The organism is Streptacidiphilus monticola, from assembly GCF_042658505.1.
GTDB lineage: Bacteria > Actinomycetota > Actinomycetes > Streptomycetales > Streptomycetaceae > Streptacidiphilus > Streptacidiphilus monticola.
The window spans coordinates 18,234-32,777 of record NZ_JBHSQJ010000105.1; the positions used below are offsets into that span (position 1 = coordinate 18,234).

Here is a 14,544-nt window from a genome sequence, read left to right on the forward strand (position 1 = left end):
TCAGGCGTTCTCGCCCAGCAGCTCACCGGAGGAGGTGGTGAACTCGCTCTTGAAGGAGGCGATCGCGCTCTTGAGGGAGTCGATCGTGCCGTCCTCGAGCTTCTGGGTCTCGACGATGGTGGTGAGGATGCCCTTGTGCTCGCGGCGCAGGTAGTCCAGGAACTCGCGCTCGAACTTGCGGATGTCCGTGACCGGGACGTCGTCCAGCTGGCCGGTGGTGCCGGCCCAGATGGAGACGACCTGCTCCTCGACCGGGAACGGCTGGTACTGACCCTGCTTCAGCAGCTCGACCAGGCGGGCACCGCGCTCCAGCTGGGCCTTGGAGGCCGAGTCCAGGTCGGAGGAGAAGGCCGCGAAGGCCTCCAGCTCGCGGTACTGGGCCAGGTCCAGACGCAGGCGGCCGGCCACCGACTTCATGGCCTTGATCTGGGCGGAGCCACCGACGCGGGAGACCGAGATACCGACGTTCACGGCCGGGCGGATGCCGGCGTTGAACAGGTCGGACTCCAGGAAGCACTGGCCGTCGGTGATGGAGATGACGTTGGTCGGGATGTACGCCGAGACGTCGTTGGCCTTGGTCTCGATGATCGGCAGACCGGTCATCGAGCCCGCGCCCAGCTCGTCGGAGAGCTTGGCGCAGCGCTCCAGCAGGCGGGAGTGCAGGTAGAAGACGTCACCCGGGTAGGCCTCGCGGCCCGGCGGACGACGCAGCAGCAGGGAGACGGCGCGGTAGGCCTCGGCCTGCTTCGACAGGTCGTCGAAGATGATCAGGACGTGCTTGCCGTCGTACATCCACTCCTGGCCGATGGCCGAACCGGTGTACGGGGCAAGGTACTTGAAGCCGGCCGGGTCGGACGCGGGGGCGGCCACGATGGTCGTGTACTCGAGCGCACCGGCCTCCTCCAGCGCACCGCGCACGGAGGCGATGGTGGAGCCCTTCTGGCCGACGGCGACGTAGATGCAGCGGACCTGCTTCTTCGGGTCGCCGGAACGCCAGTTGTCGCGCTGGTTGATGATCGCGTCGATCGCCACCGCGGTCTTGCCGGTCTGGCGGTCGCCGATGATCAGCTGACGCTGGCCGCGACCGATCGGGGTCATCGCGTCGATGGCCTTGATGCCGGTCTGCAGCGGCTCGTGCACCGACTTGCGGACCATGACGCCGGGAGCCTGCAGCTCCAGGGCGCGGCGGCCGCTGGTCTCGATCTCGCCCAGGCCGTCGATCGGGTTGCCGAGCGGGTCCACGACGCGGCCGAGGTAGCCCTCGCCGACCGGGACCGACAGCACCTCGCCGGTGCGGCGGACCGTCTGGCCCTCCTCGATGCCGCCGAACTCACCGAGCACGACGACACCGATCTCGCGGGTGTCGAGGTTCAGCGCGAGGCCGAGCGTGCCGTCCTCGAACTTCAGCAGCTCGTTGGCCATGACCGAGGGGAGGCCCTCGACCTTGGCAATGCCGTCCGCGGTGTACGTGACAGTGCCGACCTCTTCACGCGAGGCGGCGTCCGGCTGGTACGACTGGACGAAGGAGTCCAGCGCGTCCCGGATCTCCTCCGGCCGGATCGTGAGCTCCGCCATGGGGGTTCCCTGCTCTCCTAGTTGCGATCCTCGGCCCGCCCGTGGAGGGCCGCAAGTATTCGACTCTCGGTCAGTTCCCGTGAGGGGATTGACCGTCCTCTTCTGTTACCGACCGAGGGTCGGATGCTGCTCGGGCGTCAGCCCGCAAGGCCCTGTCGGGCCGTGTCGAGACGACCGGCGATGGTTCCCTCGATGACCTCGTCGCCCACCTGGACCCGGACACCGCCGAGGACCGAGGGGTCCACGTCGATGTTCAGGTGGACCTGACGGCCCACCAGCTTGGCCAGGTTGCTGCTGAGGCGCTCCTTCTGGGCGTCCGAGAGCGGCACCGCCGTGGTCACCAGGGCGACCACCCGGTTGCGCCGGCTCGCGGCCAGCCGGGAGAACTCCTCGAGGCCACCTTCCAGGCTACGGCCACGCGGCTGGGTCACCAGGGAGGTGATCAGCGCGATGGTCGGCGCCTTCGCCTTGCCGTCGAGCAGGCGCTGGACCAGCGCGGTCTTCGCCTCGGCGGACGCGGCCTGGTCGGTCAGCGCCGAGCGGAGCTCGATGCTGCCGGCGACCACGCGGCCGAAGCGGAACAGCTCGTCCTCGACCTCGTCCAGCTCACCGGCCCGGTCGGCCTTGATGATCTGCGCGAGGGCGGCCAACTGCTCGGTGGCGTCCGCCAGTTCGCGCGAGGCGGACCAGCGGGTGCGGACCATGCCGGACACCAGGTCGAGCGCGTCCGCGCCGATCTTCCCGCCCAGCAGCCGGTTGACCAGCTCCGCCTTCTGCTCCCCCGGCTGGGCCGGGTCGGTGAGGAGCCGGCGCAGACCGCTCTCGCGGTCCAGCAGTGCGGTCACGGCCAGCAGGTCACCGGCGAACGCGGAGAGGTCGACCGACGCGTTGTCGGTCAGCGCCTCCAGACGCTCGCGGGCCGCGGCGTTCGACTGACGGGTCGCGCTGCTCACTTGGCAGCACCCGCCGACTCGTTGGCCTTCGCCTCGAGCTCGTCGAGGAACCGGTCGATGATCCGGCTCTGCCGGGCGTGGTCCTCGAGGGACTCGCCCACGACGCGGCCGGCCAGGTCGGTGGCGATGCGGCCGACGTCCTGGCGCAGGGCCGTGGTCACCTGGCGGCGGTCGGCCTCGATCTGCGCGTGACCGGCGGCGATGATGGCCTCGCGCTGACGCTGGCCCTCCTCGCGCATCTCCGCGATGATCGCGGCACCCTGCTCACGCGCGTGCTCGGTGATCCGAGACGCCTCGTGACGGGCCTCCGCGAGCTGGGCCTTGTACTCCTCCAGCGTCCGGTTGGCCTCGGCCTGAGCCTCGGCCGCCCGCTCCAGGCCACCCTCGATCGCATCGCGCCGCTCTTCCAGAGTCTTCTGGATGTTGGGCAGGAGCTTCTTCCCGAGGACGCCGAAGACGATGAAGAAGGCGATCAGGCCGATGATGAGTTCCGGCGTGGCGGGCAGCAGCGGGTTCTGCGGCGCCTCCTCAGCCAACAACTGCGTCAGCATGATTGAACCTTTCGTCGAGCGTGGCTACTGGGGCCGTCTCAGGCGCTGAAGATGAAGGGGACGACCAGGCCGAGGAGCGCGAGCACCTCACAGAGGGCGAAGCCCAGGAACATGTTCTGGCGGATGATCGGCATGGCCTCGGGCTGGCGGGCCATGGCCTCGATGGAGTGGCCGAAGACCAGACCGATACCGACACCCGGGCCGATGGCGGCCAGACCGTAGGCGACAGCGCCCAGGTTGCCCTTGACGCCGGTGGAGGCAGCGAGGTCAATCGCCGAGTGGAGGGTCGACATTCTTCTGTCTTCCTTCTTGTGATCGATCCGATGGGGGGCTTCCCAGCGGAAGTCTTGGTGGTGGGCGGTGGGTCGGTGACGCCGGTGGGTCAGTGACCCTCTTCGAGCGCTCCGCTGATGTAGAGCGAGGCGAGGAGCGTGAAGATGTACGCCTGCAGGAACTGGATCAGCACCTCGAAGGCGGTCATGCCGATCGCCAGGACGAAGGATCCACCGGAGGCGATGGTCAGCGCCGAGGGCGACAGCAGGTACCAGGCACCCACGCTGAACATCACGATCAGCATGTGGCCGGCGAACATGTTGGCCCACAGTCGGACGGCCAGGGTGAACGGCCGGGTGATGACGTTCTGCAGGAACTCCAGGACGACGATCAGCGGCACCAGGAACTTCGGCAGGCCCTGCATGTAGGTCAGGTGCTTCCAACCGCCCACGAAGCCATGCGTCTTGAAGGTGAGGTACATGTACGTGATCCACACCAGCAGCGCCAGGGCGACCGGGTACGCGAACCGCGACGCGACCGGGAACTGGGCGAAGGGGATGATCGACATGATGTTCATGATCCACACGAAGAAGAACAGGCTCGTGAGGAACGGAACGTACTTGTCGCCCTTCTTGCCGATCACCTCACGCGCGATGCCGCGGGAGATGAAGTTGTAGCCGATCTCGCCGACCAGCTGCAGCTTGCCGGGGACCAGCTTGGGCTTGGCGAACGCGGCCCAGAAGAAGCCGACCACCAGCAGCATGCAGATGATCGCCAGCAGCATCGGCTTGGTGAAGTCGAAGCTGCCGATCGAGAAGATCGGCTTGAAGTTGAAGGAGTTCAGACCCGGAGCCGGGAAACCACAGCCCTTATCGGTGATGTGGCAACTCTCAGCCAGTGTGATGGCGGGGTTACTCACCCGAGACTCCTTCGTCGTGAAGCATCTGAACTGCGACCTTGGGTGTCGGCGCGGCGGTCACCGCCGCGCGGCGGCACTGGGATTGGGAGGAGGCGGGGCCGCGCGAATCGCGCACAGCGCACCGGATTCCGGACGATAGCAGATGGCTTGGCACTGCCTTTACCCGGGGCTTACGACTCATCGCGCGGACCGGGATCCACGTAGAGGGTCTTGCTGCGAAGCGTGTAGTAGACCTGGCCGCCGACCCAGGCCAGCAGCGTGGCCAGGAGCGAGAAGCCGAAGGCGCGGCCGTTGAACAGGCTGGTGTGCCGGAAGGCGATGATGAAGACGCCGCCGAGCAGCATCTGCACCGCGTAGACCAGGAGGCCCGCCATCAGCACGGTCTGCGGCCGGTCCCGGGTCAGGCGCATCAGCGCCCAGAAGCCCAGACCGAAGATCACGAACACCACGGCCAGTGCCACCAGGGCGCCGACCAGTCCCTTGCCGCCGGCGAGAACGCCGCTGAGCACCAGCGCGAGGACCCCGACAGGCGCGGCCCAGAGGGCGGCTCCGCGGAGGATCCGGGCGTCGTTGGACAGCATTGTCGTCAACTCCGGCACAGTGAGGGGGCATTGCAAGTGATGAGGAGAAGAGATGTGGGCCTCGGGACCGGTCTCCCCTAGGGTCTTTCGGCACATCTCCTGATGTCGTGAACGGTATCACAAGCTATTTGGTGGAGTCTTTACCATCAGCGTGTGCTCCTTGACACAAGCAGGCTTTACCTGTCGTTGTGTCCGGATACGCCCGAATGACGACCCGACGGGGTGGCCCCGCTGCCGATCTTGCGGAGCAGGTCTTCATCCGCGCTGGACAGGGAGTTTGCCGCTTCCTCGATCTTCTTTACCGTTTCATCGGTAAGAACTTCCCTTACCTTTGCCGTCCGCCGGTAGCGCGGCGGCAGGAATCGCTGCGTCAACTCCGGGAAGTGCGGCTGGAATCGGGGCATGAGCAGCAGGGCGATGCCGAGCACGCACAGGCCCATGGCGACGCGCACCGCGATCGCGGCGGTGTTCTGGACGGCGAAGGCGACGGTACCGAAGGCCAGCAGGGCCGCCCAGAAGTACATGATCAGTACGGCCCGGCTGTGCGAGTGGCCGAGGTGGAGCAGCCGGTGGTGCAGGTGCTGCTTGTCCGCCGCGAACGGGGACTTGCCGGCCCAGGTGCGCCGGACGACGGCCAGCAGCAGGTCCGCGAGCGGGATGGCCAGGACCGTCAGCGGCAGGAGTATCGGGATGTAGACGGGGACCATCGCGCGGGTGGCCAGGGTCTGCGACTGGTTGTTCAGGCTGGTGATCACGTCGGGGTCGACCCGGCCGGTGATCGAGATCATGCAGACGGAGAGGATCAGCCCGATCGTCATGGAGCCCGAGTCGCCCATGAAGATCCGTGCGGGATGGAAGTTGTGCGGCAGGAACCCCAGGCACATGCCCACCAGCACCACCGCGAACAGCGCGGCGGGGGCCGCGTCCGGCACCGAGTAGCCGTACCAGAGCCGATAGGCGTAGACGAAGAACGCGCAACCGGCGATGCAGACCATGCCGGCGGCCAGGCCGTCCAGTCCGTCGATGAAGTTGACGGCGTTGACGCTTATGACGACCAGCAGCACGGTGACGACCGTGCCCCACATCTGCGGCATCACGACCGTGCCGATGCCCGGGACGGGCAGCCAGAGCACGGTCATGCCCTTGTAGACCATGACACCGGCGGCGACCATCTGGCCGCCCAGCTTGACCAGGGCGTCCACGCCCCACTTGTCGTCCAGCACGCCGATGATCCACATGATCGACGCCCCGGCCACCAGCGCCTTGACGTCGAAGCCGCCGTTGGAGAAGACGGTCTGACTCAGCCGGTTGAGATGGTCCGCGGTGATCAGGCCCGCGCACAGGCCGCCGAACATGGCGATCCCGCCGAGACGCGGGGTGGGCTCGCGGTGGACGTCGCGGTCGCGGATCGGGGGCATGGCGCCGGCGATGATCGCGAACTTCCGCACCGGCCCCGTCAGCAGGTAGGTGACCGCCGCAGTCACGCAGAGCGTCAGCAGGAGCTCACGCATCAGAGTCCTCCTGTTTCCGCATGCGACACCTCCGTGACTCCGGCAGAGCATAGCCGCCGGAGGTGTGCGCGGGCCGAGTCAGGGGTGTCACGGGCACACCCTAGTCAGAAGGACGCCGACTCCCCGCATTGCGGTTTTGTCGACTGAGCGAGTTCCCGGATCTCGCCGGCCGCGCCGCGGTCTCCGCGGGCGATCCGTCCGATCAGGCGGGCCACGTGCTCCAGTTCGGGTTCGCGCAGCCCCTGGCTGGTGGTCCAGGCCGTGCCCATCCGCAGCCCTGCCGCCTCGGAGGGCGGCGTCGGCGCGAAGGGGACGGCACAGCGCCCCAGCAGCAGCCCCGCCTCCTCTGCGCGCAGCTCCAGTTCACGCCCCGTCAGCCCGGTGGCCTCGGCGTCCACGGTGACCAGGTGGGTGTCCGTGCCGCCGGTGAGTGGCCGGAACCCCTCCGCGGCGAGGCCCTCGGCGAGCACCTGGGCGTTGGCGACGCACTGGGCCGCGTAGTCGCCGAAGGCGGGACGGTCGGCCTGACCGAAAATGTACGCCTTGGCCGCGAGCTGGTTCACCATCGGGCCGCCCTGCACGAAGGGGAACACGGCCCGGTCGATGCGTTCGGCCAACTCCCTTGTGCAGAGCAGGAATCCACCACGCGGACCGCCGAGCAGCTTGTGGCTGACGCCGACCACGACGTCCGCGTGCGGGACCGGGGACGCGATCAGCCCGGCGGCCGAGAGCCCGAGGGTCTGCGCGGCGTCGGCGACGAGGAAGGCGCCGACCTCGTCCGCGATCTCCCGGAAGGCGGCCCAGTCGATCGCCCGGGGGTAGGCGATGGCCCCCGCGAGCAGCACCTTCGGGCGGTGCGCCCGGGCCAGGTCGCGGACCTGGTCCAGGTCGATCCGCCCGTCCGCGCGGCGGACGCCGTAGCCGGCGACGTCGAACCAGCGGCCGGAGAAGTTGGCGGCGGAGCCGGAGGTGAGATGGCCCCCGTGCGCGACGGACATGGCGAGGACGGAGTCGCCCGGCTTCAGCAGGGCCGCGGCGGCGGCGAGCAGGGCGACGCTGCCGGAGTAGGGCTGGACGTTGGCGTGCACGGCCCCGAAGAGCGCCTCCGCGCGCCGGGCGGCGAGCTCCTCGACCGCGTCGGCGGGGCCGCAGCCGGTGTGGTGCCGGCGGCCGGGGTAGCCCTCGGCGTACTTCTCCGCGAAGGCGGAGCCGAGGAGCTGGTGCACGGCGGGAGCCATCACGTTCTCCCCCGCGAGCAGGTTGAGGCAGTCGCGCTGCCGCCCGCGTTCGGCGTCGAGCAGCCTGCCCAACGCCTCGTCGACCGCCCATGCCCTCGGAGTACCGGATTCCACGATCGTTGCCATCGCCACGCCTCCGCGCCCGCTCAGGCCCCCGAGGTCACCATAAGCGCCCACAGCCGGTTGCACCCGCCAGGGACGCGGGGCGGTGGCCGATTCGCGGCTCCGCCGCGCGGGCGCGAACACGAACCACCAGCCGGCCAGGGGCGCGAGGAACTGCGCGACCGGCCCACCACTCACGGAGGTTCGGCTCACAGACGGGGACGGACCTCCGCGGGTGGTGAGTCGGCGCCCGCGCGGCGGAGCTGCCGGGTTGCTCGTCGTCGCGCGGTCGGCTCACGCCCCCGAGTGGGCGTCTCGCCGGACTCCTGTCAGGGCGGTGACGACGGGGTCGAGGGCGGAGAAGATCTCCTCGCCGCAGCTGCGGAAGATGCCCAGGGGGGCGCCGTACGGGTCCTCCACCTCGTCGGCCTCGGGCGACGACGCGAGCAGCCAGCCGCGCAGCGCCGCCGCCGCGCGGACCAGGGCGCGGGCGCGTTCCGCGATGTCGCCGGGGCGCAGGCCGGCCTCCGGCAGCGTCGCCGGGTCTATGGCCCGGACCAGCCGGGTGAACTCCTTCAGGGTGAACGTCCGCAGCCCGGCCGCGTGGCCCATCGAGATGACCTGGGCCCGGTGGTCCAGCGTCGCGGTCAGCACCAGGTCGGCGTCGATGACGTGCTCGTCCAGCAGCTCCCGTCCGACGTACCCGGAGGGGTCCGCGCCGTACTCGCCGAGCACCTCCGCCGCGTGGGGTTCCATGGCGGCGCCCTCGTGGCCCCACGTGCCCGCCGACTCGACCGTCACCTCGGCGTTCGCGCGGGCGCCCAGACGCAGCGTCAGCTCATGGCGCGTCAGGCGCTCGGCTATCGGCGAGCGGCAGATGCCGCCCGTGCACACGTAGAGGATGCGGAACGCCCCCACCCCGGCCGCGGCGGCGGCCGGAGCCGGCGCCTGCGCGGGTATCGGCCTCGCGAGCGAGGTCAACTGCCGGCCTCCAGCTCGGGTACGACCTCCCGCAGCTGCGCAGCGGAGATCGCCCCCTCCCGGAGCAGCACCGGCACCTTGCCGGTCACGTCGACGATCGACGAGGGCACGCCGTGCTCGGCGGCGCCGCCGTCCAGGTAGACGGAGACCGACTCGCCCAGCATCGCCTGGGCGTCGTCGCAGTCCAGCGGGGACGGCTTGCCCGTCAGGTTGGCGCTGGAGACGGCCATCGGGCCGGTGGTGCCCAGCAGTTCGATGGCGACCGGGTGCAGCGGCATGCGCACCGCGACCGTGCCGCGGGTGTCGCCCAGGTCCCAGCGCAGCGAGGGCTGATGGCGCGTCACCAGGGTGAGTCCGCCCGGCCAGAACGCGTCGACCAGCTCCCACGCCTGCTCGGAGAAGTCGCTGACCAGCCCGTGCAGCGTGGTCGGCGAGCCGACCAGCACGGGGGTGGGCATGCTCCGGCCGCGGCCCTTGGCCGCGAGCAGCGACGCGACGGCCTCCGCGGAGAAGGCGTCCGCGCCCAGGCCGTACACGGTGTCGGTGGGCAGCACCACCAGCTCGCCGCGGCGGACGGCGGAGGCGGCCTCGCGCAGACCGGTGGCGCGCTCGCTGGGATCGGAGCAGTCGTAGCGACGACTCATCGGCGCTGGATCCTTCCTAGAGAACGGCGCGGCGCGCGGTCGCGAAGCGGGGACGGTTGTTCAGATCGCGGTGGTCGGCGGCGTCGGTCCAGCCGGCCTCCTCGCGGAAGATCCACGGCACCAGCCCGCCCTGGGTGTCGGCGTGCTCGACGACGACCACGCCCCCGGGACGCAGCAGTCGGGCCGCGACGCGCTCGATGCCGCGGATGGTGTCCAGGCCGTCCTCGCCGGAGAACAGGGCCAGCTCCGGGTCGTGGTCCCGGGCCTCGGGCGCGACGTACTCCCACTCCGTCAGCGGGATGTACGGCGGGTTGGAGATGACCAGGTCGAACTGGCCGCTGAGCTCCGGCCGGTCCTCGAACGCCCGTGTGGCATCGCCGAGTTGGAGGTCGATGCGGGCCGCGTCGGGACTGGCGTCGATGTTCCGGCGGGCCCAGGCGAAGGCGTCCTCGGACATCTCGACCGCGTGCACCCGGCTGCGCGGCACCTCCTGCGCCAGCGCCAGCGCGATCGCCCCGGAGCCGGTGCACAGGTCGACGACCAGCGGCTCGGCCACGTCCATGTCGCGCAGGGCGTCTATGGCCCAGCCGACCACCGACTCGGTCTCCGGTCGGGGGACGAAGACTCCCGGGCCGACCTGGAGTTCGAGGTAGCGGAAGAAGGCGCGGCCGGTGATGTGCTGCAGCGGCTCGCGGGCCTCGCGCCGGGAGACGGCCTCCCAGTAGCGGGCGTCGAAGTCGCCGTCCGGGACGCTGTGCAGCTGGCTGCGCTTGACCCCGTGCACCCAGGCGGCCAGCTCCTCCGCGTCGAAGCGCGGCGAGGGCACGCCTGCGGCCGCCAACCGCTGGGTGGCCTGGGCGACCTCGGTGAGCAGCAGGTTCACGCGCACGGTCCCTTCTGGGGTCGGTCCTGACGCGGCGTCGGCGGCCGCCTCAGGAGGCCTCGGCGAGCTTGGCGGCGCTGTCCGCGTCCACCGCGGACTGGATCACCGGGTCCAGTTCCCCGCCCAGGACCTGGTCGAGGTTGTACGCCTTGTAGCCGGTGCGGTGGTCGGAGATCCGGTTCTCCGGGAAGTTGTACGTCCGGATCCGCTCGGACCGGTCCACGGTGCGCACCTGGCTGCGCCGGGCGTCGCTGGCCTCACGCTCGGCCTCCTCCTGGGCGGCCGCGAGCAGCCGGGAGCGGAGGATGCGCAGCGCCTGCTCCTTGTTCTGGAGCTGGCTCTTCTCGTTCTGGCAGGAGGCGACGATGCCGGTGGGCAGGTGCGTGATCCGCACCGCCGAGTCGGTGGTGTTGACGGACTGCCCGCCGGGGCCCGAGGAGCGGTAGACGTCGATGCGCAGGTCGTTCGGGTTGATCTCCACCTCGACCTCCTCGGCCTCCGGGGTGACCAGCACACCCGCGGCGGAGGTGTGGATACGGCCCTGCGACTCGGTCGCCGGGACGCGCTGCACGCGGTGGACGCCGCCCTCGTACTTGAGCCGGGCCCAGACGCCCTGCCCCGGCTCCGGGGTGCCCTTGGCCTTGACCGAGACCTGCACGTCCTTGTAGCCGCCGAGGTCGGACTCGTTGGCGTCGATGATCTCGGTCTTCCAGCCCATCCGCTCGGCGTAGCGCAGGTACATGCGCAGCAGGTCACCCGCGAAGAGCGCGGACTCCTCGCCACCCTCGCCGGCCTTGACCTCGAGCAGGACGTCCTTGTCGTCGTTGGGGTCGCGCGGCACCAGCAGCAGCCGCAGCTGCTCGGTGAGCTCCTCGCGCTGGGCCTCCAGCGACTTGATCTCGGCGTAGAAGTCGGGGTCGTCGTCCGCCAGCTCGCGCGCCGTCTCGATGTCCTCGCCGGCCTGCTTCCAGGCCCGGTAGGTCCGCGTGATCGGAGTCAACTCGGCGTAGCGCTTGGACAGTTGACGCGCGGTACCGGGATCGGCGTGCACTGCCGGATCGGCCAGACGCTCCTCGAGCATCGCGTGCTCGCTCAGGAGCTCCTCGACAGCCTCGAACATGATGGGTCCGGCCTTCTGCTCGTGTCCTTCGGGTGGTCTCAACGCGAACGGCGCCGACCAGCGGGCCCCTGGTACTCGGGGCGGCTGGCCGGCGCCGGATGCTCGCTACTGCTTCGCGGCGTGCTTCTTGCCGAAGCGGGCCTCGAAGCGGGCGACACGGCCACCCGTGTCCAGGATCTTCTGCTTGCCCGTGTAGAACGGGTGGCACTGGGAGCAGACCTCGGCGCGGATCTCGCCGGAGGGCTCGGTGCTGCGGGTGGTGAACTCCGCACCGCAGGTGCAGGTCACGCGGGTGACCACGTAGGTCGGGTGAATCTCGGGCTTCAAGGGAAACTCCTAGGTACGGGGAGGGCACCGGGTCGTACGGCGGGTTTGCCGTGCGTGAACCGGGACCGACGTACCAGTCTGCCAGGTCAGCCCTCCGGTCACCAAAACGCCCCTGGGCTCAGCTGTCGGCGGGGTTCCTGATCTGGAGCTTGAGGACCGAGTCCGGCACGGCCTGGTCGTTCTGCAGGGCCGTCCACAGGTCCGTGGCCTCGGGCTCCTTGGGGACGACGCGGTTGACGTCGGCCGGCGCGGTCTCGTTGGGCAGCGTCACCGTGGTGATGTCGGCGGTCTTGATCTTCCGCAGGCTCTCCCCGAAGGACACCAGCGAGGTCACCGACCCCAGGTTGGAGTCCGTGGTGACCGCGCTGGTCGCCGCGTCCGCGATCGAGTACAGCCTCGTCGGATCGCCGAAGAGGTCGAGCGAGGCGACCTTGGTGGCCACCGCCTTGACCATCTGCTGCTGCAGTTGGATCCGGCCCAGGTCGCTGCCGTCCCCGATGCCGTGGCGGGTCCGGACGAAGGCCAGCGCCGTCCTGCCGTCCAGGTGGTGGGTGCCCTTGGGCAGGTCGAGGTGCGACTTGGAGTCGTGGATGTCGATCGTCGTCGTGACGTCCACCCCGCCGAGGGCGTCGATGAGCTTGGCGAAGCCGGAGAAGTCGACCTCGATGTAGTGGTCCATCCGCAGCCCGGTCATCGCCTCCACGGTCTTCACCGCGCAGGTCGCGCCGCCGGTCTCGTAGGCGGTGTTGAACATGACCGAGGTGGCCGCGGCGACCGTCGTGCCCGAGCCGGTGGTGCACTCCGGCCGGGACACCAGGGTGTCGCGCGGGATGGAGACCACGGTGGCCCTGGAGTGGTCCTGGTTGACGTGGACGATCATCGCGGTGTCGGACCGGGCGGTGTCCCCGGTGCTGCCGCCGCCCAGCGCCTGGTTGGCCGCGCCGGACCGCGAGTCCGAGCCCAGGACCAGGATGTTCTCCGCGCCCTTCGTGGAGGCCGCCGGACGGTCGCTGCCCAGGGCCTTGTCGATGTCGACGCTCTTGATGTTGTGGTTCAGCTTCCAGAGCACGGCGCCGCCCGCGGCGCCGCAGATCAGCAGCAGACATCCGACGCTCCAGGCCGCGATGACGGCCATGCGCCGCTTCCGGCTGCGTTCCCGCCGGTGGCCGGACCCGGAGGGCTGCCGCGAGCCTTCGGATCTTTCGGCGGGATTTGTCTGCTTGCTACCCATAACTCCTAACGCTACGGCAGCAGTCTGGAGAACAGCTTTGCGAAAACCAGGAACCCCGGACCACCGGGCCCGGGGTTCCATCGTTCAGCTCTGCCGTCGGCCGGGCTGTTCAGCTCCGGCCGACGCCGTGTCAGTCCTCCTGGCCCGGCGTGGTCTTCGCGATCTGCATCAGGAACTCGGCATTGCTCTTGGTCTTGCGCATCTTGTCCAGCAGCAGCTCGATGGCCGCCTGGGAGTCGAGCGCGTGCAGCACCCGGCGGAGCTTCCAGACGATCGCCAGCTCCTCCTTGGACAGCAGGATCTCCTCCTTGCGGGTGCCGGACGGGTCGACGTCCACCGCGGGGAAGATGCGCTTGTCGGCGAGCTTGCGGTCGAGCTTGAGCTCCATGTTGCCGGTGCCCTTGAACTCCTCGAAGACCACCTCGTCCATCCGCGAGCCGGTCTCCACCAGGGCGGTGGCGAGGATGGTCAGCGAGCCGCCGTTCTCGATGTTGCGCGCGGCGCCGAAGAACTTCTTCGGCGGGTAGAGCGCGGTCGAGTCGATACCACCGGACAGGATGCGGCCGGAGGCGGGCGCGGCCAGGTTGTAGGCGCGGCCCAGACGGGTGATCGAGTCCAGCAGCACGACCACGTCGTGGCCCAGCTCCACCAGCCGCTTGGCGCGCTCGATGGCGAGCTCGGCGACGGTGGTGTGGTCCTCGGCGGGCCGGTCGAAGGTCGAGGAGATGACCTCGCCCTTGACCGAGCGCTGCATGTCGGTGACCTCTTCCGGACGCTCGTCGACCAGGACGACCATCAGGTGGCACTCGGGGTTGTTGTGCGTGATCGCGTTGGCGATCGACTGCATGATCATCGTCTTGCCGGTGCGCGGCGGGGCGACGATCAGACCGCGCTGGCCCTTGCCGATCGGCGAGACCAGGTCGATCACACGGGTGGTCAGGATGCCCGGGTCCGTCTCCAGGCGCAGCCGCTCCTGCGGGTACAGCGGCGTCAGCTTGGTGAACTCGGGGCGGTTGCGGCTGGACTCCGGGTCCATGCCGTTGACCGAGTCGAGGCGGACCAGCGCGTTGAACTTCTCACGCCGTTCGCCCTCGCGCGGCTGGCGCACGGCGCCGGTGATGGCGTCGCCCTTGCGCAGGCCGTTCTTGCGGACTTGGGCCAGCGAGACGTAGACGTCGTTCGGGCCGGCCAGGTAGCCGGAGGTACGCACGAAGGCGTAGTTGTCCAGGATGTCCAGGATGCCGGCGACCGGGATCAGGACGTCGTCCTCGGAGATCTGCGGCTCCGCGCCGCCCTCGAAACCGTCGCGCCGGTTGCGCCGGTTGCGGTCGCGGTAGCGGCCGCGACCACGGCCGCCGCCGTCCTCGTCGTCGAACCCGCCCTGGTCCTGGCGGTCCTGACGGTCCTGGCGCCCGCCCTGCTGCTGGGTCTGGCCCTGCTGGCCGCCGCCCTGCTGCTGACGACCGCCGCCCTCGCCGCCGCCCTGGCGGTCGCGGTCGCGGTCACGGCGGTTGCGGTCCTCCCGCCGGCCCTCGCCGCGCTCGCGCTGCGAGTCACCGCCCTGACGCTCGCGGGGCTCGGTGGACGGGGCCGCGGGGGCCTCGACGGTGGCCGTCGCCGTGGCGGTGGGCGCGTCGGCGGACACGGCGGTCGCG

General features: G+C 70.0%; 15 protein-coding genes. All 15 read right to left on the bottom strand.

Going from position 1 to position 14,544, the window contains the following annotated elements; all coding sequences use genetic code 11:
* Positions 1-1,575, bottom strand: coding sequence for a F0F1 ATP synthase subunit alpha (gene atpA, locus ACFP3V_RS23935; protein ID WP_380587096.1), 1,575 nt, complete (start codon positions 1,573-1,575; stop codon positions 1-3).
* Between the two features lie 137 nt (positions 1,576-1,712).
* On the bottom strand, positions 1,713-2,528 hold the full coding sequence (locus ACFP3V_RS23940) for a F0F1 ATP synthase subunit delta (RefSeq protein ID WP_380587099.1): 816 nt from the start codon (positions 2,526-2,528) through the stop codon (positions 1,713-1,715).
* On the bottom strand, positions 2,525-3,079 hold the full coding sequence (locus ACFP3V_RS23945; RefSeq protein ID WP_380587101.1) for a F0F1 ATP synthase subunit B: 555 nt from the start codon (positions 3,077-3,079) through the stop codon (positions 2,525-2,527). Before ACFP3V_RS23945 ends, ACFP3V_RS23940 begins: the two co-directional genes overlap by 4 nt.
* Positions 3,080-3,117: 38 nt before the next feature.
* A complete protein-coding gene (gene atpE, locus ACFP3V_RS23950; RefSeq protein ID WP_380587103.1) occupies positions 3,118-3,372 on the bottom strand; it encodes an ATP synthase F0 subunit C in 255 nt (84 codons plus the stop codon).
* Positions 3,373-3,461: 89 nt separating this feature from the next.
* Entirely contained in the window at positions 3,462-4,271 is an 810-nt protein-coding gene (atpB, locus tag ACFP3V_RS23955; RefSeq protein WP_380587105.1) for a F0F1 ATP synthase subunit A, read from the bottom strand.
* A gap of 170 nt (positions 4,272-4,441) precedes the next feature.
* On the bottom strand, positions 4,442-4,861 hold the full coding sequence (locus ACFP3V_RS23960) for a hypothetical protein (protein ID WP_380587108.1): 420 nt from the start codon (positions 4,859-4,861) through the stop codon (positions 4,442-4,444).
* A 167-nt stretch (positions 4,862-5,028) separates the two neighbouring features.
* The gene (locus ACFP3V_RS23965) at positions 5,029-6,363 is read right to left on the bottom strand and encodes an MraY family glycosyltransferase (RefSeq protein WP_380587111.1); all 1,335 of its coding nucleotides are present in this window, start codon (positions 6,361-6,363) and stop codon (positions 5,029-5,031) included.
* A gap of 104 nt (positions 6,364-6,467) precedes the next feature.
* On the bottom strand, positions 6,468-7,727 hold the full coding sequence (locus ACFP3V_RS23970; protein WP_380587114.1) for a serine hydroxymethyltransferase: 1,260 nt from the start codon (positions 7,725-7,727) through the stop codon (positions 6,468-6,470).
* Between the two features lie 270 nt (positions 7,728-7,997).
* Positions 7,998-8,684 carry an arsenate reductase/protein-tyrosine-phosphatase family protein gene (locus ACFP3V_RS23975; protein ID WP_380587117.1) on the bottom strand — a complete coding sequence of 229 codons (687 nt, stop codon included), beginning with the start codon at positions 8,682-8,684 and terminating at the stop codon, positions 7,998-8,000.
* On the bottom strand, positions 8,681-9,328 hold the full coding sequence (locus ACFP3V_RS23980; protein ID WP_380587120.1) for an L-threonylcarbamoyladenylate synthase: 648 nt from the start codon (positions 9,326-9,328) through the stop codon (positions 8,681-8,683). The genes ACFP3V_RS23975 and ACFP3V_RS23980 overlap by 4 nt, the downstream gene beginning before the upstream one ends.
* Positions 9,329-9,344: 16 nt before the next feature.
* Positions 9,345-10,211, bottom strand: a complete 867-nt coding sequence (gene prmC, locus ACFP3V_RS23985; RefSeq protein ID WP_380587134.1) for a peptide chain release factor N(5)-glutamine methyltransferase — start codon at positions 10,209-10,211, stop codon at positions 9,345-9,347.
* Positions 10,212-10,260: 49 nt separating this feature from the next.
* Positions 10,261-11,331 carry a peptide chain release factor 1 gene (gene prfA, locus ACFP3V_RS23990; RefSeq protein ID WP_380587123.1) on the bottom strand — a complete coding sequence of 357 codons (1,071 nt, stop codon included), beginning with the start codon at positions 11,329-11,331 and terminating at the stop codon, positions 10,261-10,263.
* 105 nt (positions 11,332-11,436) lie between these two features.
* Complete coding sequence (rpmE, locus tag ACFP3V_RS23995) at positions 11,437-11,658, bottom strand: 50S ribosomal protein L31 (protein WP_380587125.1); 222 nt, start codon at positions 11,656-11,658, stop codon at positions 11,437-11,439.
* 118 nt (positions 11,659-11,776) lie between these two features.
* The gene (locus tag ACFP3V_RS24000; RefSeq protein ID WP_380587128.1) at positions 11,777-12,889 is read right to left on the bottom strand and encodes an LCP family protein; all 1,113 of its coding nucleotides are present in this window, start codon (positions 12,887-12,889) and stop codon (positions 11,777-11,779) included.
* Positions 12,890-13,019: 130 nt separating this feature from the next.
* Positions 13,020-14,544, bottom strand: a 1,525-nt coding sequence (rho, locus tag ACFP3V_RS24005; RefSeq protein WP_380587131.1) for a transcription termination factor Rho, incomplete at its 5' end; no start/stop codon positions are given.

Coding starts and splice junctions, on each gene's coding strand:
- ACFP3V_RS23945 (WP_380587101.1), bottom strand. CDS start 3,079: ATGCTGACGCAGTTGTTGGCTGAGGAGGCGCCGCAGAACCCGCTGCTG.
- ACFP3V_RS23970 (WP_380587114.1), bottom strand. CDS start 7,727: ATGGCAACGATCGTGGAATCCGGTACTCCGAGGGCATGGGCGGTCGAC.
- atpA (WP_380587096.1), bottom strand. CDS start 1,575: ATGGCGGAGCTCACGATCCGGCCGGAGGAGATCCGGGACGCGCTGGAC.
- ACFP3V_RS23980 (WP_380587120.1), bottom strand. CDS start 9,328: ATGAGTCGTCGCTACGACTGCTCCGATCCCAGCGAGCGCGCCACCGGT.
- atpE (WP_380587103.1), bottom strand. CDS start 3,372: ATGTCGACCCTCCACTCGGCGATTGACCTCGCTGCCTCCACCGGCGTC.
- ACFP3V_RS24000 (WP_380587128.1), bottom strand. CDS start 12,889: ATGGGTAGCAAGCAGACAAATCCCGCCGAAAGATCCGAAGGCTCGCGG.
- prfA (WP_380587123.1), bottom strand. CDS start 11,331: ATGTTCGAGGCTGTCGAGGAGCTCCTGAGCGAGCACGCGATGCTCGAG.
- ACFP3V_RS23965 (WP_380587111.1), bottom strand. CDS start 6,363: ATGCGTGAGCTCCTGCTGACGCTCTGCGTGACTGCGGCGGTCACCTAC.